This window comes from Oligella urethralis DSM 7531 (genome assembly GCF_000372065.1).
Classification (GTDB): Bacteria; Pseudomonadota; Gammaproteobacteria; order Burkholderiales; family Burkholderiaceae_B; genus Oligella; species Oligella urethralis.
This window is the reverse complement of sequence record NZ_AQVB01000020.1, coordinates 1-21740: the sequence shown is the minus strand read 5'-3', so window position 1 is coordinate 21740 and position 21740 is coordinate 1. Positions and strand designations below refer to the sequence as shown.

Annotated in this window: 15 protein-coding genes; 12 read left to right on the top strand and 3 right to left on the bottom strand. The window is 45.4% G+C overall.

The genetic code is table 11. The features are described from left to right. The first annotated feature begins 6 nt into the window (after positions 1 to 6). The 12 genes from benC (at position 7) to A3GA_RS0109750 (ending at position 11772) form a co-directional block, all read left to right on the top strand. Complete coding sequence (benC, locus tag A3GA_RS0109805) at positions 7 to 1011, top strand: benzoate 1,2-dioxygenase electron transfer component BenC (RefSeq protein ID WP_026156941.1); 1005 nt, start codon at positions 7 to 9, stop codon at positions 1009 to 1011. Between the two features lie 82 nt (positions 1012 to 1093). Beyond that, entirely contained in the window at positions 1094 to 1858 is a 765-nt protein-coding gene (locus tag A3GA_RS0109800; RefSeq protein ID WP_018027231.1) for a 1,6-dihydroxycyclohexa-2,4-diene-1-carboxylate dehydrogenase, read from the top strand. 47 nt (positions 1859 to 1905) lie between these two features. Continuing rightward, positions 1906 to 3261, top strand: a complete 1356-nt coding sequence (locus A3GA_RS0109795) for an MFS transporter (RefSeq protein ID WP_018027230.1) — start codon at positions 1906 to 1908, stop codon at positions 3259 to 3261. A gap of 10 nt (positions 3262 to 3271) precedes the next feature. Further along, positions 3272 to 3964, top strand: a complete 693-nt coding sequence (locus A3GA_RS0109790; protein WP_018027229.1) for a 3-oxoacid CoA-transferase subunit A — start codon at positions 3272 to 3274, stop codon at positions 3962 to 3964. A 26-nt stretch (positions 3965 to 3990) separates the two neighbouring features. Then, positions 3991 to 4647 (top strand): 3-oxoacid CoA-transferase subunit B, encoded by a 657-nt coding sequence (locus A3GA_RS0109785; protein WP_018027228.1) that lies wholly within the window; start codon positions 3991 to 3993, stop codon positions 4645 to 4647. Between the two features lie 30 nt (positions 4648 to 4677). After that, a complete protein-coding gene (gene pcaF / locus A3GA_RS0109780) occupies positions 4678 to 5883 on the top strand; it encodes a 3-oxoadipyl-CoA thiolase (RefSeq protein WP_018027227.1) in 1206 nt (401 codons plus the stop codon). A 10-nt stretch (positions 5884 to 5893) separates the two neighbouring features. Then, positions 5894 to 6700, top strand: coding sequence for a 3-oxoadipate enol-lactonase (gene pcaD, locus A3GA_RS0109775; protein WP_018027226.1), 807 nt, complete (start codon positions 5894 to 5896; stop codon positions 6698 to 6700). Positions 6701 to 6731: 31 nt separating this feature from the next. After that, on the top strand, positions 6732 to 7007 hold the full coding sequence (catC, locus tag A3GA_RS0109770; protein ID WP_018027225.1) for a muconolactone Delta-isomerase: 276 nt from the start codon (positions 6732 to 6734) through the stop codon (positions 7005 to 7007). Between the two features lie 51 nt (positions 7008 to 7058). Further along, entirely contained in the window at positions 7059 to 8237 is a 1179-nt protein-coding gene (locus A3GA_RS11595) for a benzoate/H(+) symporter BenE family transporter (protein WP_018027224.1), read from the top strand. Further along, positions 8227 to 9486 carry a GTPase gene (locus tag A3GA_RS0109760; protein ID WP_018027223.1) on the top strand — a complete coding sequence of 420 codons (1260 nt, stop codon included), beginning with the start codon at positions 8227 to 8229 and terminating at the stop codon, positions 9484 to 9486. The genes A3GA_RS11595 and A3GA_RS0109760 overlap by 11 nt, the downstream gene beginning before the upstream one ends. Before the next feature lie 23 nt (positions 9487 to 9509). After that, the gene (locus A3GA_RS0109755) at positions 9510 to 11015 is read left to right on the top strand and encodes a dynamin family protein (RefSeq protein ID WP_018027222.1); all 1506 of its coding nucleotides are present in this window, start codon (positions 9510 to 9512) and stop codon (positions 11013 to 11015) included. A gap of 64 nt (positions 11016 to 11079) precedes the next feature. Further along, a complete protein-coding gene (locus A3GA_RS0109750) occupies positions 11080 to 11772 on the top strand; it encodes a 3-oxoacid CoA-transferase subunit A (protein ID WP_018027221.1) in 693 nt (230 codons plus the stop codon). Between the two features lie 107 nt (positions 11773 to 11879). Here the strand turns inward: A3GA_RS0109750 and A3GA_RS0109745 are convergent, their stop codons facing one another. The 3 genes from A3GA_RS0109745 to A3GA_RS0109730 all read right to left on the bottom strand — a co-directional run. Then, positions 11880 to 20417: an autotransporter domain-containing protein gene (locus tag A3GA_RS0109745; RefSeq protein ID WP_018027220.1), complete on the bottom strand. Its 8538-nt coding sequence runs from the start codon at positions 20415 to 20417 to the stop codon at positions 11880 to 11882. Between the two features lie 86 nt (positions 20418 to 20503). Beyond that, complete coding sequence (locus A3GA_RS11590) at positions 20504 to 21211, bottom strand: hypothetical protein (RefSeq protein WP_018027219.1); 708 nt, start codon at positions 21209 to 21211, stop codon at positions 20504 to 20506. 275 nt (positions 21212 to 21486) lie between these two features. Then, positions 21487 to 21740: transposase domain-containing protein (locus A3GA_RS0109730; RefSeq protein ID WP_018027218.1), on the bottom strand; the 254-nt coding region annotated here is incomplete at its 5' end.

The window sequence follows — 21740 nt, the reverse complement described above, 5'->3', positions numbered from 1 at the left end:
GAGCAAATAATGAGTTACAGAATTGCTTTAAACTTTGAAGATGGCGTCACTCGATTCATTGAATGTGGCGCCCAGGAAAAGGTTCTGGATGCAGCATATCGTCATCGTATTAACTTACCGATGGACTGTTCCGACGGGGTCTGTGGCACGTGTAAGTGCCAGGCTGAAAGCGGCGACTATGAGTTAATTGATGATTATATTGATGAAGCGCTAACTGAGGACGAAGCAGAGCAAGGTTTGGTTTTAACCTGTCAAATGATTCCTAAATCAGACTGCGTGATTGCGGTGCCGGCTGCATCGACCATGTGCAAAACAGGTACTGATAATTTCAAAGCCACAGTAACAGAAGTGCGTCGTTACGATGATGCCGCTTTTGAACTATTTATTGATGCAACTGAGCAAGCGCCGAATTTTCTGCCAGGTCAATACGTCAATATCGTGGTGCCTGGCAGTGCCGAGCATCGCTCTTATTCCTTTAGCAGTGCGCCTGGCGCAACCATGGGCTTTTTAATTAAGCAAGTTCCTAAGGGCCTCATGAGCACCTGGCTAACAACCGCACAGCCTGGGGTTGAGCTTGATATTACAGGTCCTTTAGGTACTTTCTACTTACGCCCGGTGACTCGACCGCTGCTTTTTTTAGCTGGTGGTACTGGTTTAGCACCTTTCTTATCCATGCTCGAGGTGTTAGCTGAGCAGGGTAGCAAGCAATCTATTCATATGCTCTATGCCGTTACCCGTGACCAAGACCTAGTCCTGGTTGACAGCTTGGAAGCTTATAAAGCGCGTTTAGAGAACTTCAGCTATACCACCATTGTGGCTGATGAAAATTCAAGCCACCCACATAAAGGCTATGTCACTCACCATTTGGAACCAGCCATGCTGCATGACGGTGAGGTCGATGTGTACTTATGCGGACCACCACCCATGGTGGATGCGGTCAATGAGTATATGAAATCAAACAATATGACGCCGAGTAATTTCTATTACGAGCGCTTCATTCCCAGCGTGTAGACCGCTTTCTAAATCATCGTTGATGGCACGCCCATAGTAGGACGCATGCGCTTAGGGCGTGCCATGCTCAAAAAGGAACAAAATGACTAAACTACGTTTTGATAATAAAGTGGTGCTGGTCACTGGTGCAGCGCAAGGCATTGGGCGTCGTGTCGCAGAGCGATTAATCGACGAAGGTGCAACACTGGTGCTAGTTGATCGCTCTGAGTTGGTGCATGAACTAAAGCAAGATAAGGTTATCACCTTAACCGCTGATCTAGAACAATATCAAGGGGCTGAAGCAGCCGCCAATACAGCTTTAGAACATTTCGGTCGGATTGATGTGTTAATCAATAATGTGGGCGGGACCATTTGGACCAGACCATTTGAACACTATGAGCCTGCTCAAATTGAAAAAGAGGTACAACGCTCACTGTTCCCTACCCTCTGGTGTTGTCGTGCGGTCTTGCCTAGCATGTTAGCACAAGGGCAAGGCGCCATCGTCAATATTTCTTCTATCGCTACCCGCAGCGTTAATCGTGTTCCTTATGGTGCTGCTAAAGGCGGTGTTAATGCACTCACTGCTTGCTTAGCATTTGAAACCGCAGAGCGTGGTATACGCGTCAATGCGGTCGCCCCCGGTGGTACAGACGCACCTCAACGCAAAATTCCACGTAATACTGAAACCCCAAGTGACGAAGAGCAGCGCTGGTATCAGGAAATTGTGGATCAAACCTTGGATAGCTCCTTGATGAAGCGCTACGGCACGCTTGATGAACAAGCGGCGGCCATCTTATTTTTAGCTTCAGATGAAGCATCTTATATAACCGGTACTGTTTTACCTGTAGGTGGAGGAGACCAAGGCTAAAACGCCTAATCACCACAGGCATTTTTCACCATAGCGAGGAGCTAATTATGAAAAAAATAGATATTAACGACGTGATTGATCGTGCAAAATTAAATCGTTTTCACTTCAGCGTCATTTTTCTCTGTTCATTATTACTGATTTTTGATGGTTATGATTTATTCATTTATGGGGTTGTCCTGCCAGTACTCATGGACGAATGGGGCCTCACCCCAGTACAAGCTGGTACGCTAGGCAGTTATGCACTTTTTGGCATGATGTTCGGGGCCTTTATTTTCGGTCCCATGGCTGATCGTATCGGTCGTAAAAAGGGCGTCATTATTTGTTTTGTATTATTTAGCCTAGCCACGTTATTAAATGGCTTTGCTACCAATGCGACCCAGTTCGGTATCTTTCGTTTCTTGGCCGGTTTAGGTTGTGGTGGTCTGATGCCCAATGCGGTTGCCTTAATGAATGAATATGCACCGCGCCGCGCTCGTGGTACCTTAGTTGCATTAATGTTCAGTGGCTATTCACTGGGTGGGGTGTTAGCGGCTGGCGTTGGTATTTATGTGTTGCCACGTTTTGGCTGGGAATACATGTTCTTTGTTGCCGCTATTCCCTTACTGCTAGTACCACTTTTAATCTGGAAATTGCCTGAGTCTATTGGTTTCTTGCTCCGTCAAGATAAGGACCAGGAAGCGCGTGCAATGCTCGCTCAACTTAATCCTAGCTTTCAACTAACGGCTCAAGATGAATTAATTAAAACACCTGTAAAGTCCGCTTCGGTGCCGGTGTTAGACTTATTCAAAGAAGGCCGTGTGATCGGTACCTTAATGATTTGGCTAGCCTTTTTCTGCTGCCTATTAATGGTCTATGCGCTAGGTTCTTGGTTACCAAAACTGATGGCAAATGCAGGCTTTAGCTTAGGTTCCAGCTTGTCTTTCTTGTTAGCGCTAAACTTTGGCGGCATGTTCGGAGCGATCATAGGTGGCTGGTTAGGTGACCGCTTTGGTTTACCGCGTGTGATGGCATGGTTCTTTGTTGCATCTGCGATTTCGATTAGCTTACTTGGCTTTAATAGTCCGATGTTCGTACTTTATACTCTGATTGTGATTGCTGGTGCCACCACGATCGGTACGCAAATCTTACTGTACGCCAATACCGCACAATTCTACCCCTTGTCCATGCGCTCTACGGGCTTAGGTTGGGCTTCAGGGATTGGTCGTACGGGTGCGATCGCTGGACCCTTTCTCGGCGGCACGCTCATGGCAATGGCTTTACCGCTCAAAATGAACTTCTTTGCCTTTGCTATACCCGGCGTGATTGCGACCCTGGCAATTCTATTACTAATTCTCGCTTCTAAGCGTCAACATCAAACGATGACGTCTACTGCTACTACCATGACGTCTGTTACTACCTCTTAGGAGTTTTAAATTGATTAATAAAATCGTAGATAGCGTGGCTGAGGCCTTAAAAGATATACAAGACGGTTCTACCGTGTTGATTGGCGGTTTCGGCACCTCCGGTATTCCCGATGCACTGATTGACGGCTTAATTGAACAAGGCGCCAAAGACCTAACCGTGGTAAATAACAACGCCGGTAATGGCGATCACGGCTTAGCGGCACTTTTAAAAGCGGGACGTGTGCGCAAAATCATTTGTAGTTTCCCACGTCAAGCTGACTCCTATGTCTTTGATGAGCTATACCGCAGTGGCAAAATCGAATTAGAATTAGTCCCTCAAGGTAACTTAGCCGAGCGTTTACGCGCTGCTGGCGCTGGTATTGGTGGCTTTTTCTGTCCCACTGGGTACGGCACCGAATTAGCCAAAGGCAAAGAAACGCGCCTGATTGACGGTCGTTGGCATGTGTATGAAACCCCGATTCATGGTGATGTGGCTCTGATCAAAGCTGAAGCTGGTGATCGCTGGGGCAATTTAAGCTACCGTATGGCGGCCCGCAATTTTGGACCAGTGATGGCTACGGCTGCCAAACAGACAATTGCGACCGTGTATGAGTTAAAAGAACTCGGTGAAATGAATCCGGAGTGCATTATTACCCCCGGTATTCACGTCAAAAAAGTCGTTAAAGTACCTCGGGTAGCCACACAAGCCGGTGGTTTTAAATAACTAATACTCATTATTAAGGAATACACATGACATCCTCCTATCAAGCTCGTAGCCGCGACGAATTAGCGGCTCGTGTAGCTCAAGACATTCATAACGGTGCCTATGTAAACCTTGGTATCGGCATGCCAACGATGGTTGCCAACCACTTACCCGAAGGCATTGAGGTCATTCTACACAGTGAAAACGGAATCTTAGGGATGGGTCCTGCCCCTGCAAAGGGAGAGGAAGATTATGACCTAATCAATGCGGGCAAACAGCCCGTGACACTTTTGCCCGGTGGCGCATTTTTTCATCATGCTGATAGTTTTGCCATGATGCGTGGCGGCCATTTAGATATTTGCGTACTTGGTGCCTTCCAGGTGTCCGCCAAGGGTGATTTAGCTAACTGGAGCACCGGTGAGGAAGGTGCCATCCCAGCCGTGGGTGGCGCCATGGACTTAGCCATTGGAGCTAAAGAAACGTGGGTCATGATGAGTTTATTAACCCGCGACGGCGAAAGTAAATTAGTCAATGAACTTAGCTACCCTGTGACCGGTATTGAATGTGTTAAACGCGTCTACACCGATTTGGCCACCTTCGCTTGCAGCCCAGAGGGCTTTGAAGTGATTGATATGGTGCCGGGACTTAGTCTCGAAGAGGTGAGCCGACTGACTGGCTTGTCTTTAAAAATGGCAACTGCCTAAGTGATTGACGCTGATATTGTAGGAAAAATTATGAGTGAATCAGTTTTTATTTGCGATGCTATTCGCACGCCCTTTGCGCGCTTTGGTGGCACCTTGTCTAGCGTGCGACCCGATGATCTGGCAGCTCAAGTCATTAAACACTTGATGGATCGAAATCCAAACATTGATAGTGCATTGATTGATGATGTAATTTTGGGTTGTGCTAACCAAGCGGGTGAAGATAACCGTAACGTAGCGCGTATGGCGTCCTTATTAGCCGGTTTATCGATTGAGGTACCTGGCTCAACCATTAACCGCCTTTGTGGCTCTGGTTTGGATGCCATTGGTAGCGCCGCACGGGCAATTAAATCCGGCGAGACTCAATTAATGATCACCGGTGGTGTCGAGAGCATGAGCCGTGCACCCTTCGTAGTGCCTAAAGCAGAACAGGCGTTCAGCCGTCATAACAGCATTGAAGACACCACCATCGGTTGGCGCTTTATTAATCCGCTGATGCGTCAGATGTATGGTGTTGACTCCATGCCCGAGACGGCAGAAAATGTGGCGGATGATTTTAATATCAGCCGCGAAGATCAAGATCGCTTTGCCTTAGCTAGTCAAGAAAAATACGCTGCTGCCCATCAAAACGGCTTTTTCAAACATGAGCTCGTTGCCATTCAAGTGCCACAGCGCCGCGCCGATCCCATCGTCTTTGATACCGATGAACATCCGCGCCAAACCTCATTAGAAGCGCTGGCTAAATTAAAAGCCATTGTCCGCCCCGACGGTACAGTGACTGCTGGTAATGCCAGCGGTGTTAACGATGGTGCTGCCGTTGCCTTACTGGCTAATCAGAGCATGGTGGAACGTTTTGCCTTAACTCCTAAAGCACGTGTCGTAGCCATGGCAACTGCCGGTGTTGCGCCGCGCATTATGGGTATTGGACCAGTGCCTGCGGTGCGCAAGGTCTTAGCCTTAGCTGGTCTTAGCATTGAGCAAATGGATGTGATCGAATTAAATGAGGCCTTTGCTGCTCAGGGTTTAGCGGTTATGCGTGAATTAGGTCTACAGGACGATGATCCACGTGTTAATCCTAATGGTGGCGCAATTGCCATTGGTCACCCACTCGGCGCTAGCGGTGCACGCCTTGTCGCCACCGCAATTAATCAACTACAGCAAACTCAAGGTCGCTATGCGCTATGCACAATGTGTATCGGCGTGGGTCAGGGAATTGCACTCATTATTGAACGTGTATAAAGGTGGATCAATGACATCTAACATTTTTCAATTAGATACTGCTGCCGGTTCCTTCCGAGTGGCAATTGACGGCCCTGAAGATGCACCGGCGCTAGTATTAAGTAACTCATTAGGCACGACCCAAGAGATGTGGGCGCCGCAAGTAGCGGCTTTAGCCAATAGCTATCGACTGATTCGTTATGACACGCGCGGTCATGGTGGTAGCCCAATCACCAAAGGCCCTTACCGTTTTAAACAATTAGCGGCTGATGTGATTGCGATACTTGATGCCCTCCACATTGAACAGGCTGTTTTTTGTGGTGTATCCATGGGTGGACATACGGCCTTACAACTCGCTCTGGATGCGCCGGCGCGCTTAAAAGGCATTGTGGTCTGTAATAGTGCGGCTAAAATCGGCACCCAAGACGCATGGAAAGCGCGTGCGGATGCCTTGCGTCAGCAGGGTCAAGCGGCGATCCAGGAATTAGCTGAGAGCGCCCCGCAACGCTGGTTTACTCCTGATTTTATCCAGCAACAAGCGCAGACCGTAGAAACCATGCAAGCGCAATTTGCAGCCTTAGACGCTGAGGGCTATGCGGCGTGTTGCGATGCATTGGGGCAATCCGATTTACGAGCCGAATTAACAAAGATTCAACTGCCAACACTGATTGTCGCTGGTGAATTTGACCCAGTGACAACGGTACTTGATGCAGAGGCGATGAAAGCCGAAATCGCCAACGCCAACTTGGTGGTGCTACCTGCTTCCCATATCTCAAATGTGGAAGCTGCGGAAAAATTTAATCAGGCACTAAGTCATTTTATAGACTCAATTAAATAATTTAACCATAAACTAATTAAAGGTACGTATTATGCTATATCTAGTTCATATGATTGTTCGTATTCCGCGTGATTTACCTAAAGAAGAAGCACAGAAAATCATTGCTGAAGAAAAAGCCTACTCACAGGAGCTACAGCGCGCAGGTAAATGGGTACATTTATGGCGCATCACTGGTGAGTACGCTAACTACAGCGTATTTGATGTAGAAAGCAATGACGAGCTCCATGATATTTTGAGTAAACTACCGCTCTTCCCCTTTATGGAAATTAAGGTTACGCCTTTAGCTAAACATCCTTCCGCAATTTAATAGCTAAAGCCGCTCAAAACCTGAGCTTAACTTCATCTATAAAGGCTGTTTATGTTACGCGATTGGTCTCTTACCGCTTGGATGACTGGCTTTTTGGCTGTACTGATTTCCTACAGCGGCCCAATGGTCATCTTTATTCAAGCCGCCCACGTAGGTGGCATTTCGGATGAGATGTTAAGTTCATGGATCTGGGCTATTTCTATCGGTGCTGGTCTTAGCGGTATTATTCTTAGTGTGCTTTTAAAAGCACCGATCATTACTGCATGGTCAGCACCAGGCTCCGCCCTCTTATTACATTTATTCCCCGCCATCACTATGCCTGAGGTGGTGGGTGCCTATTTAACCGCAGCGATTATCACCACCATCATTGCCTTAAGTGGCTACTTTGAACGCATCGTCAAGTTCGTTCCCCAAGGCATAGCCGCAGCGATGATTGCAGGGATTCTATTTCAATTCGGCATCCAAGCATTTCTCGCCGCCAGTGAATTACCCGGCGTGGTCATGGCGATGGTCGCAGTCTATCTACTGGCCCGCCGTTTTATTCCGACCTTTACAGTGGTTCTGGTAGCTATTACCGGTTTTGCTTGCGTTGTTTTCTTAGATATTGCCTCACTGAGCGATGTCAAAATCGCACTGGCGCAGCCGATATTTACTTTTCCAGAGTTCAATCTGTCCGTGTTTTTCAGCTTTAGTATTCCACTGGTGGTGGTCAGTTTAACGGGGCAATTTTTACCTGGACTGGTGATTTTACGTTTAGATGGTTATCAACAGCCCTCACGTGCGATTGTTGGTGGCACCAGTTTTATCTCTATTTTTACAGCGTTTTTTGGTGGTATTTCTATTGTTCTGGCTGCCATCACAGCGGCCATTTGTACCGGTAAAGAAAGTCATCCTAATCCTAAGAAACGCTATGTTGCCGGTATTGCTAATGGTGTTTTCTATTTAATCGGCGGCACCTTTGCCGGCACCATTGTTTTACTCTTTAACGCAATTCCCTCAGAAGTTGTCGCTACCTTAGCCGGTTTAGCATTAATCAGTGCCATCGTGGCCAATATACGCTTACTGAGCGCTAATAGCGATTCTATCGAGCCTGCTGTGATTACGTTTTTAGTAACCGCCTCCAATATGAGTATCGCCGGATTAGGATCAGCGTTTTGGGGCATTATGATAGGGATGGCGGCCTATGGGATTTCAAATATTAAAAAAGGGAAAATAAAAAATGACTCATAAGGACATACAAACTAAACAAGCAGCCATTATAAGCGTGCTACCGCATCATGAGATTACGCTAAAACGTCTGGCAGTGCTTGCTGAGCCTAATGCGCTTCCCGTGATTACCGTGTTAGGTAAATACAATCATGGTAAAAGCCGTTTATTAAATGAGTTAATTGGTGATAATGTATTTGCTGTTGCCGATAAAAGAGAGACTGTAGCCTTACATCAAGTAGATCAGGATGCCGTGCGTTGGATAGACGCCCCCGGATTGGATGCGGATGTCAATGAAATAGACGATCAACACGCAGCTGAAGCACTGTGGCTAAAGTCCGATATCCGTTTATTTGTCCACGCTGCCAAAGAGGGTGAGTTAGACGCTGCTGAGCTCAATTTGAGTAAAGCACTACGACACGATGAGGAGCAAACCCACAGACAAACGATTTATGTCTTGAGCCAAAGCGATCAATTAGAAAATGATGAAAGCTTAAACAACATTCTTCATACCTTGGCTTTACAACTAGGTGATAAAGCGATTTTCCCGGTTTCCTCCGTTAGATATCGTCGGGGTATTGAGAATAATCTCCCCATTTTTATAGAAAAAAGTGGTATTCCCGAATTACAACAGCAGCTTCAAGAGGCACTCACACGAGTTAAGGCCGCACGTGTTTTTGAGCAAACAAGCTCTTTCACTCAGTTAGCGCATGAGCTTAATGAAAAACAACAAGCACAAACAAAGGCATTAGCTCAGTTACGCTGTGCCGCTAGCGAGACCGAGGAAAGTTTTATCAAGGATTTGAAAATAGCGTTGGAGCAAGGCGCTGAGTTATTGCATGACATTATGCAAGAGCCCGACGTCGATCATTCCTTAGACCCCGGTTCGATTGATGATGTGTTTAAAATGTCGGCTGGCAAATTAGATCGTTCACGTATCCAAATTGCCTATTCACGTGCTTGCTTATTAATCCGCAGCGTACTGACTAAATACGGCATGCAAAGCCTCAACGACGATCAAAAAGTCGGTGCAGCCAGTTTAAATACGGTCATGGTTGCCGTGATGGGTGTGTCGGTTAAGTACCGCGCTCAACTGCGTAAGCTCTTTGGTGAAGCGGCTGGCCGTGAGCGCTTATTAAATGATTTCAAACGCTATTTTGATAAATCCAATACTCGCTTAATGGCATTGGCAGCGATTGACGATGCTGCCACTGTGCTCAGGCAAATTGAAACAGCACAAACCATGCTTGCTGAATGGCAACAAGCCGTTTAACCATGCTTAGTGAAGGTAGAAAAATGAGTGTTAGACAAGAGCAGGACTTTATTCAGGGCTTAGAAGCGTTTAAATTCGGGGTACAGGACCTTAGCAAGCAGCAGCAACAACTCACCACTCGCTTAAATGAATTGGAAGTTTTTTTACTAGCTAGCGAGTTTAAGACTGTCGGACTGCAGCCTCAACACCCCTTGTTCGTAGGCTTACAACACTACACTCAAAACGCTAAACAATATATCCCAGCATGGGAGGCAGCGAAGCAAGCACTCAAACCCGCCTTGGATTTAGCAGCGCAATTTAGCGACAAAATCATGTTTTTAGTCTTCGGTAAATTTAATGCCGGTAAAAGCTCGTTTTGTAATTTTATTGCCGAACGTTTTACGTTTCATCAAAAAGCGGTGCAGAGTTTTACCCTCGAAGATGGGGTACTTAGTTATCACGATAGGCCTTTTCAGGAGGGCAATACTGAAACGACGGCACACATTCAAGGCGTCATTCTAGATGAGCGTTTAGTCCTGATAGATACACCGGGACTGCATTCCATCACCACTGAAAACGCCTTATTAACACAACGATTTTTAGAAAGCGCCGATGGCATTTTATGGTTAAGCAACTCTACCTCACCGGGTCAAGTGCAAGAACTACAAGAATTAGCACAAGAATTGCGTCGCCATAAGCCCTTATTGCCAGTGATCACTCGTAGTGATTTTCTGGATGAACTTATCGTGGACAATGATATACAAAAAATACTATGCAACAAAAGCCCAGAAAATCGTGCTTTACAAGAAAACGATGTGTTGCAACGCGCTCAAGAAAAACTACGTGCATTAGACTTAGACCCACAGGTATTGCAAGCGCCCATCTCTATTTCTGTGTATAGTGCTCGCAGTCACGGCTTAACTGAACAGGCGCTGGCTGAAGCCGGTTTTTATCGCTTATATCAAGCACTATTAGATTTATCAGCGCCGGTGGTTAATTATAAAGAGACTAAATCACTGCAGGTTTTTATCCATTTTCTTGAGGAAGTTGTGCTGCGGGATGTGAAGCAATTACAGACTTCACTATCTCAGCTCGAGCAGCAGCTTAGTAATGAGTTCAAGTCACTCGATCATGCCATTCATCGCATTAAGAACCATGTCTGGCAGCAGACGCTTGCCAACTTAGCGAACATGATGGACAAGCACCTGGATACCGCAGAAAATGAGCGCACAGAGGCATTTTTTGCTGAATTTAATGCGCTGATAACTAGTTCGCTCAAGCAGGCCATCAGTCAAGAGCTTAGGCACTATGAGCCAAGCTTAAGCACACCCTCCAACACCATTGAGCTAGCATTGAAGCAGCAGCTTAGCCTAGCGCATTATGAATCATTTTATTTAGCCATTGAGCAAAGTCTAAAAGCGTTGCTTACTCAAGTCACTGAGGACTTAAAAGAGTCGATCAGTCCTTCGCTTCACCGTATCGATGAGCAAATCAAGGCCTTTAATGAGGTCTTATCACTAAAAAGCAATGCCTTATTAAACCTAGCTTAGCTCATTTAGCGTTTTATTATAAAATGGTGGCTACCTTTGTTTTTAAATCCTCTGGGGGCCCTAATTGCTTAATAAAATCGTCGATAGCATCGCCTTAGCCTTAAAGGATATTGCTGACGGTGCCACCATTTTAATCAGTGGCTTTGGCAGCGCTGGTTTTCCGGACGAATTAGTTGAAGGTTTAATAGTCCAAGGTGCTACCGACTTAACCGTGGTGTGTAATAACGCAGGTAATAGCGATCGCGGTTTAGCGGCCCTTTTAACAACGGGTCGGGTCCGCAAAATCATATGCAGTTACCCGCGCCAAGCAAACTCCCATATCTTTAATGACTTATACCGCCGTGGCCAGATCGAGTTAGAACTGGTGCCGCAAGGCACGCTGGCGGAGCGTTTACGAGCTGCAGGCGCTGGTATTGGTGGTTTTTTCTGTCCCACTGGCTACGGTACTGAATTGGCCAAAGGCAAAGAAACTCGCCTTATTGATGGTCGTTGGTATGTCTATGAAACGCCGCTCTACGGCGATGTGGCGTTGATTAAGGCCGAATCTGGTGACCGCTGGGGTAATCTTAATTACCGCATGGCCGCTCGTAATTTCGCACCAGTCATGGCGACCGCTGCAAAGCAAACCATTGCCACTGTATTTGAGGTCAAGGCGCTCGGTGAGATGGATCCGGAAAGCATTATCACCCCCGGCATTTATGTCGATAAAGTCGTCCCAATCACACGGGTGAAGACGGCAGCCGACCCAGTGAGATAAATTGCTTTAACCATCGATAGCGAGATCTTGGCATCAAAACACAACAGCCCCTAATATGAATTATTAGGGGCTGCTTAGTGTTTAAGGCTTAAACATATAGCCTGCTATTACCAGAACTTAATTTTAGCTTCGAGACCAGCAACCCATTGCTTGGATCCGATTTTTGCTCCAGCAAAAGCACCCACACCCCAATGCTCCTTTTCAATTCGAGTCTTGGCTAATACATCAACACCAAATGCACCTTGAGTATCCTTACGGTAATCATAATAAGACCCAACGCTGTTGGCGACACGAGCACTACTCTTATTGATATGCTGAGCAAAATCATAAGCTACCGTCACATCCAGGTTATTAACCCAACGGCCCTTGTCGAGTTCCACCTGATGCTCTAGTGCAGCCCCTATCTTTGGTTTTACGGTATAGTACATTCCGCCTTTGAATTTCACTGGCAACACTTCACCACTCTCGGTAAAGCCTTCGATATAGCGTGCGCCTACATCCATACCCACGCTAGGACTCACTAACACACTTGGACTTAAACGCTTATTCCAAGCATAAGAGATATCCGCAAAAGCACCAACGGTATTGTAATCTGCTTCGTTTTGATAGCCTTTATCGACTACATTGAATCGACGTTTCATTTCACGGTTTGAAAACTCACCGCCAGTGCGTAAGGAGAGCACTTCATCACGATTATCACCATAGGCTTTATCCCAATAATAGCCAGCTTGTAAAGCAATAGCGCGTTCTTTACTACCGCCGCTATCTTTGAGTTTGAACTCATCGGCAGCCACTCCAAAGAACATACCCTGAGCATCACCCAATTTGACAGTTTCTTTTTGGTGAACATACATAAAGCCTATAGAATTCTTGTCATAAGAGTAGAAACCTGCACGATCTGTCTTGTAGCGTTGACGTTCACCGAAAAACTTCATCTTGGCTGTATCTTTGGTATTAGTATCCCAATCACGAATCATTTTAAATTCGCGATCAAAGAGGTCCTTAGTACTCGCTACACGACGGTTGGTATTTGCATACTGATAAGCCACTAACTCATCAACAGCGTTTTGAAAGACGGCTTCTCCACCAACACCGATTTGGTTCAGCGAATTAAACATGTCTTTCTCTTTACTGCCTAACGCAGCTTTGCTATAGCGGTCCTCTAATCCCACCATAAACTGATAATTACGGTCATCAGCTGCAATTAACCGGGTATAAGGGATTTTCACCATCAACACGCTTTCAACGCCCCCACCGTCTTTTCGGAGTTTTTCAGGCACAGCAACCCAAGTCAAACTACCAGAAGTGATGTTGAGCTTTTCAATTGACTTACTATCCTGCACCATTTTATTAAACGGCTCAAGAATTGTTTCACCGATACGTAGCGCCTTAGCATTTGAGTGTACACTAGCCTCTGGTCCCATAACTAAATCGATATGGACCGGTTTCGCTGCTTGAATTAAATGAAGATTATTAATCGCTTGAGTAAAATACTTACCCGAAGTATCCACATACATACTGAGATCTGGATGGCGATGAGCAGCCGGTTTATTAATACCTGCTGCGTGTAAGCGCTCAGCTATCTCATCTTGGTTAATGAGCTCAACAGCACTAATATGATCATTAATTTCTGCTACTTTTTTGATGCGATCTGCCCACGCATCTGGTCGTACATTAATGTCTGTCGGAGCCAAATCGGCTAAACTCAAATTCAAAGCCTTTTGTAAGACCGCATCACTGCTACGATAGCTAGGCTGACCATCAGTCGTCAAACTACCTTTAGCTTTTGTGGCATTTTCCACGATATCTAAAGAACCGTCCGCTCCAGCGGTGATTGTGACTTTACCATAGTTTTTGAAAGTAGAACCAAGCGTTGAGAAAACACCAATCGCATCCTTAGCGTCGATAGTAATCGTACCAGTCGCCGCATTAACCCCGCTAGCACCATCAGTAATCAACATACCCACGGCATGATTCGCCGTTGAATGGAGGTGAATAGTGCCCTCGTTAATAGCTTCAGCGCCAGCCCCTTTAGCCACCATACCGATACTATAGGGATGATGTAAATCAATGGTGCCAGTATTGACAATTCTACCCTTGTAACCGCTTGTGCCGCCCGCAACCATACCAGCACTGATGCGAAGCTCGGGGCTATCCCAACCACCCGCTCCGACATAGCTACGACCGACCTTAATGGTACCAGCGTTTGTGGCAATGCCCTGACCGTCTTTGTAAACAGAGGCAATACCGATATTCTCCCAACTATTGCCCATATCAATCAAACCATTATTGGTAAAATTACCAGCGACATGATAAGCAATATTCTTACCTAAGCTATTTACTCCTCGATCCGCCTGGGCTTTGGTGGACACTGTAGCTGAGCTAGTCACTGTGCCTTTGGTATCAGCGCTATGTAGGAAGATATTATTGTTGTCAAGATTAACCACGGAATCTACCCCGACATTAACCGTGTTGTCGCTGCCGTTCAAACTAAAGGCAACGGCATGAGCCCCCATCGTCACTGAACTTGGTTGGACACTAATGCGCTGTTTTGAGCCTTGATGCAATAACGCAATGGTCGGACGCTTCGCATCAGAGGCCGCCAAGTTAAACGCACCTTGGAGCTTCACATCCCCTTGTGAAACCGCTGCGATACCACCAGCAGCAACGGTAGAGCTAGAAGCCGCTGTACTCTCAACATCATGAACCACGAGACCCATGGCTTCACGTCCCACCTGCATGACACCATCCAAGGTCACATGATGATAATTCCTATCAGCCAAAATCCCAATAGTTGGCAGCGCTTTGTCTGAGGTATCTGCCACGCTAATTTGACCACGCTGAATAAAGTGATGTTTCTGTGTCACTTGACTCTCATCATCACCACTCAAATATGCACCCACGCCACCTGCTGCTTGTACATTTAGGGCGCCCTGATTGAGCCAGTTTGAATTAGTGCTTGCTGCTTTAGTAAGGTCCCCCACTAAACCAATGGCATTTGCATGAGCCACATGGATATTAGCTTGATTATCCAACTGGCTAAGGTTTTGACCATAAATCGCAATGGCTCCCTCTTCGTTGAGCTGAATATCATCACTGGGGGCATTCGTCAGAGAGCCGGTATTTTGTACCCAAAGCAAGGTTGAGTCTTTACCCTTGACTAGAATATTAGCTGTGTTATGTGCAGTTTTAACATCCTGCAGTCGTAGACCCATGCCGTTTTTAGTGACATCGACGCTGAGCTCACCACCATTTTGTACATTATTCACAGCAGTTGCCGTAATCGCAGCGCCAGCACTGTCAGCTGTACCAGTTAAATGGATAGCGCCGTTATTGTTAAGAGTTTCACCTTGATGATGAGCGATCCCAACGAGTCGTTGACCTTGAAGTACTAACTCGGCAGAATTCGTCACCGTCTTCACATCATTGAGACTTAAAGCAATGGCTTGTGCCTTACCGGTCGCCGTGATTTTTGCCGTGTTATCCAAAGTTAAACCACGATCAGCAAACACGCCTACCGCCAAATCACCTTGAACATTAAAGACCCCACTATTGATCGTGCGACCGAACTGCTGAGTCTGCATGGCCACAGCTTGTGCTGCATTGCTGACAGTGATTTCACCATGGTTAGTAATCTCCGCCACACCTTCCGTAACAATCGCATTGGCTTGACTACTGTTGGTCGCCTTGGAACTTAAGTTCATAGCACCACGGTTAATTAACTTATCCGTAGCAGAAGCAGGATCACCTATTGCATAAATGCCAGTAAGCTTCTCACCACTAAGCGTAATATTGGCGAGTTGCTCAATCTCACTTACCTGTTCAGCGAAAATCGCCATACCGCCCTGCTCACCATCAGTCGAAATATGACCATCAACTTGATTGCTTAGACTATCGGCATGACGAATATGCATCGCAACGGCATTTTTACCGTTTAAATGAATCGCTGCGTTATTAGTGACGGCTTTACTACCCGTACTTTGAATACCGTGGCTATCTTTACCAACTGTGATTTTCCCTGTGTTAGTCAAGCTATCTAGATTATCTGCGAAAATACCAGTGGCTTTATTTGTCACACTTAGAGTAGCTGCGGACGCAAGTGTTTTACCGTCTGCCTTATCCGTATAAATCGCAGCGCCACCGACACCACCACCATCCACATTAAGCACAAGGGAGCTATCAACTTGATATGGTGCAACAAAACCATCTAAATATAAAGCAACAGCATCTTCACCTTTCACATTAAGCTGAGCCGCACCCTCCATCTTGAGATGGGCTGTATTATCACCTCGAAGAATGACTCCAGCATTATGCTTACCATTGATAGTAACCTGCTCTTTCAACGTCAACTCAGTTTGATCTTGGAGGGAAGCAAACACGCCGTTTTGCACATTTTCGAGCGTGACAGCATCGCTTACTGTATGCTTAGCACCGTCCTTGGACAAACTAAGTAACACAAAACTGTTGCTTGCTGGCTTACTTTGCTGAACAGCCTTGACAGATAAGTTGGCTTGATTACTTTGGTTTAAATCCACACCGCGAATATCATAAATAATATTATTCGCACTTGCGTCACCTAAACGAATTACCGGTTTAATATCAAGCGTAGCATCCTTGAAATCACCATGTAACTGATAGGCCACCGAATTCTTAGCAAGGCTGATGGTAGAACCCTCATCCTTCAAATCGCCGCCTAAAGACCGGATTGCTATAGAATCATCAGCTAATACGATCTTGGCTTTGTTTTCCGCCACATAGTTAACGCCCTGACTCAGGTGTACCGCAACACTTTTATTCGTATTGCTAAAATCAATGCTGCCACGATTAAGTACTTTGGCGCTATTAGCTGCCGTACCATTGGGGTTAGGCTTAAGATTAGGTTGGTAATCTGTCCAAATACCGTAAACACCGCCTTTGTTATTGAGACTGGTAATCTTACCCGTATGCTCTACATCAATAGAGAGTGTACCTAAATTAAAATCATTGACTATTTCGCTAGCCGCATAAATGCCGCTGCTACCATTATTAATGACGATCTCGCCCTCATTGTTGATTTTGCTACCACCATAACCGACTATTGCAAAGGCATCCTTGCCTGTGATTTCAATTTTACCAGTGGCGCTATTGCGAATCGTCCCATAACCACCAACAATACCTATCGTTGATTTATTTTGCGTTGAATCACCACTTAAAGAAATCGTGCCATGATTCGTTAACACTAAATCATCAAGTCCTCCAACTTCATCTGTTTCTTTATAGTTAGCATCATCCAAGGCAATTAACCCAGCTCCACTACCATGAATGGTTTTATCCTTCTCAATCGTTTGAGAAGAGGCGATGACCGTTGTTTTAAAATAGGGGTCATTGGCATTATCCAGATCCACATCTTGGTCAATTGAGAATTGACCACGATAAAGCGAAAATAATTGATAGTCAGCGCCCGCTTCTGGCGTGAATTTAATGTGATCACCATATTGAAAACTATTGCCACTAGCTTGCCCTTGAACCTTACTCAGCTTTAACGTTGCTGCGGGCTTATCTAGTACAAAAGCGACCGACTTATCTTTCAAGGAAACGTTCAGATCCTTGGTAGAACCAGCAAATAGTTTATTAAGTGCCTGACCGATATCCGCCGCCTGACCCTCTGACAGACTGGTTTCTTTTAAGTAAAATGCACTGGATTTAGCACCCACCTCAGCTGTAATATCATAATTATGAATATCAAACTTACCTAAGTTACCGTGCTGGAAAAATAAAAGGCTGTTATTCTCCGCCATAAGATGCACATCACCCGCTTTCGTAGGCTGAAAAGAAATCTTTGTATCGTCCGCATAAACACTGATGGCATTGTTAGTAGCCTTAATCGTACCGGCATTAATCGTGGTAGTTGACGGGTTCCCGCTGTCATCATTAGACGCATACAAAGCGATCCCTCCTGAACCGCTAACACTTAGCGTAGGCCTATCTGACGTAGCAGCAGCAGATCGCCCCATTTTAAAATCACCGCCCTGATTCAGGACACCAACAGGCGAAGAAGCGCCTGTTGATGGACCTTTCACAATAACACTGCCTCTGTCTAATAAACTACCTTTGGCCCCCTTTGTGATCATCATGCCGATAGACCTTCTGGCCTCATTAAACTCAATCTGACCACGATTAACAATTTCTGCTTGCTTATCCGCAAGCATCGCGATGTTTTTAACCACGGTTCTACCGGTACCACTTGTAATGCTACCCATATTTTCAGCAATTGCATGCTGCTCCTTTAGGTCGTTAAATACACCGCTTTCCTTGCCACTTGCAAGCATCCCAGCAGCATAATCACCACTAAGCACAATCTGAGCACCAGCAGCGTTAATCAATCCAGTTTGATACTTTTTGCTTTGCTGATATACCGAAGGTAGGGTGCCTTTATTGTCTGATTGCACTTGTTTTGCATACAGTGCCACGTTATAAGCCGGTTCCTGTTGAGCGGCTGACGGTTTTGCAATGGCAGAGACCTCGATTAGGCCTTCATTCGTAAAATTAGATGCGACATCAATGTATGCGCCCAAAGCGCCTTGGATATTATCCTGAAGCTTAATCACACCGGTCTTGGTGTTTTTCGCCGCATCATAATTAATCGAGACAAAACGACCTGGCGATAGGGACGAGTCAACCGCAACGGCCATACCGACTGAGCCATCCGCACGATCCTCGCCGTCAGGATTACGGCGTAATATAATATCGCCTTGATTCTCAAAGCCGACATACTTTGGACTTGCATTGTGGCTAGTTCCCATCACTAAGGACCACTTCATGCCAAAGGAGTCGGCACCGCTCAACAGGATTTTACCGCGTTCTGTTGAGGTATTCTCATTAAGCAAGAAGCCATATTTTGTGGGGTCAACAACAATTTTGTACGGTGTATAACCATACACACCAATACTATTAGCACCGCGGAAATCAATCGTTCCCTGATTACTAATGGTGGCTACCCTGTTATTATCCTCCTCAACACGCGAGATACCAATCTTATAACCTACATAACCGTCTTTAGAGCGTTGAATCCGGTACTCAATAAACTTTTGACCATTTTCAAAACTCTTCCATTTATTATATTCTGATGAACTAGATCCCGTCGTAGTTGCCACACTGGAGGGTAAACGAGGGCCCAGTAAAACAGATTTACCATCATTGTCACCGGTACCGGTTATCAGTTTTTCTTCAAGAACGCCTTCGGAATTACTTACCCACGCTTTATTTTGTAAATAACCCTCTGCGTCTACCGGCATATTCTTAATAAAGTCTCGCGTGTTTTCATCACTATCCGTGATAGTGCCTACGTTTTTTGTTATTTTAGTGTTATCACTCAAATCCTGTTGAGTGATACCAAATGTTAATGGACCGGCCAACTGGATGGTATGCCCTTTTGGAAAAGTGACGCTAACATTCTGATCTCCCTCAAAAGCACGACTACCACCCACTAAAAAATATTGACGATTACGAGCCTTACCCTCAAGCGACATATTTTCAACTTCAACGGCTGAATCTGGCATCATTGCACGCTTAAACTCTACGATGCCTTTATTCGAAGTAGAATATTTGCTGGGATTATTAGGGTTAAACGAATCCAACCGCACAATATTACTCCGATTGGCATTCGACTCGTAGCTCGCTGGTTCTGAGCTTGATTGGCTGATGTAATTACCTTTAAAGACTAAAGCTTCATATTCATAACCACTACTGACCCAAGTGCTGTGAAATCGATGATAATTCTCATCAGTATAGGGTTTTCTGGCCGCACCATTTTCATCCACTGCAACTATGTGCTGCCCATAGCCGCTCACAGTAAAACTGCTCGTGCAAAAATTACAGTCTGCAAATGTTTGGAAAGATAAAATTTTAGGTGAGGCGATAGCCGGTGCCGAAACCTGAGGAGCAAGCGGCGTAAATAGACTCTTAGTCACTAATGGTTTATCAGGCTCGGGCAATTCTAAACCTGGCTTAATTTGAGCAGCATCCGTTAACTCTGTAGTCAGTGCTGCAGGTGGGGTGATAGGCTTTAAAACACCTAAATCTACACCATTGTTCGTTCTGCTATTACTGTTGATATCAATTGTTTTACTAATAACGCTTGGGATATCAACGCGTGATTCTATCGTACTATCATGCGGCCAATTGGGCTGGGGGGGGGTGACTGAGGGTGTTCCACCAATCGGTACATCACCGCCGAATGTTGGTGGGAAATGTACGTTCACATACGGCTTTTTCGGATTGCTATGACTTTCCCATGAGTCCATATACCAGTAGTTTAGACCTATTTGCAACTCAGGTTCCCACGGCTTTATCACTTGACGACCTTGCTCAATCAGTTTGTACTGCTCATTTTGCAAAGCATCCCAATCAACATCACCCGTTTGTTGATTAACGACAACCTTACGAATCCTATCACTGAACTCATTAAGATTCTTTTTGTTACGTGCATTAAGTGCAGGCTTCAAATTTAAATCTAAGGTCTGTGCCATGGCAGCAGGAGAAAAAATCAGTGGGAACCCGGCCCCATACACTAAGGCATATGCAATTGATTTGGATAAAATCTTAGGCTCAAATGTATATACTTCCGTTGACCACGAATTTCTACTGTTATTCGACACATTAGTCATTGTTTCACCTCCATACCTAACTGGTAAAGGAAAGATTGATTAAATGAGTATTGTGCTTTTGCACACAAATCTGATGAAACACCAGCCTATTGACTTACTTGCGTAGTGTTCCAAAGTTCATCACATGAGCCTGCAGATAAAGGTTCAGGGGATAACATACCCGCCTGCGCCATATCAGTCGCCAATAATCGGCTAACATCACGCTGCTCTAAGCATGTCTTGATTTCTTCTATCACAGAAAGCGCTTGATTGACTCGAAACCACTCATACAACATGGTATCCACACGGGAATCCTTAGCGTACAAGCGATTTAAAATTGGATTGTCGTTACTTGCATCCGCCTGTGTAAGTTGTTGCTCATAAAGAAAATCTTGCGGCGACTTAAGATCTCGTTGTTGTTCAGCTGAGCGCTCCAATGTGATTGGCACTCGACTACTAAGTAGTGATAAATAGCGCTCCCGCTTAAATTCATCACTACGCTTGTTGGCGGCATACCACTCGCGTTGTTGATAGCAAATATGATCACGATACTGATAGGTTGCCGCCGTCTCAGTGCTAGGTTTTAAGGCCAATGTATGCGCATCAATGACTTCTTGACAATAAGCATCAAGGCGAGCAATTTCTCGCCAAATGGTCTTATCTGCTTTTTCCATCATCTGATGAATTGGTAACTCGGTGCGCTTTTGCTCTGTTTGATAATACTTGCTCTGACAAGCTAGTAATAGAGGCAATATCGCAACACTAAGAACGAGTGTGCGTAGTTTATTAAAATAAAGGGAATTACGACTTCTCATCAACACACCCCATGAAAATGAAAGAACAATACAAACAGCAAGAAAAACCGTGTGTGTGGTGAAAGAAAAACTAAATGGCATCAACAACGGTCTGAAGCTGACATCTCATTCAAAATATAGTATTAGATGATTATAGTCTTAAATTGATAAAAATTTATGACTGCACTAAAAATAAATTATTCACTTAAGCCATTGATAATGTGTAAGCGTCCGGTGAACTCCGATTGACTTCCATTTTTAAACGTTCAATGCCCCGATTTTGTCGGGGCATTGTGTTAATTCTTGGTGTCGTTTGGCGCTTGCCAACGATGAGGCAGAAGCTCAGTAATGTCCTTCGCTTTCTGTGTCGGCAATCGTTCCAACACATCCTTAAGGTAAGCATAAGGGTCATGGCCATTGAGCTTAGCCGATTGAATTAACGACATCACAGCAGCCGCACGTCGACCCGCTTTCTCTGAACCTACAAAGAGCCAATTCTTGCGACCAATCGCGAGTGGACGAATCAAATTCTCTACCGCATTATTATCCA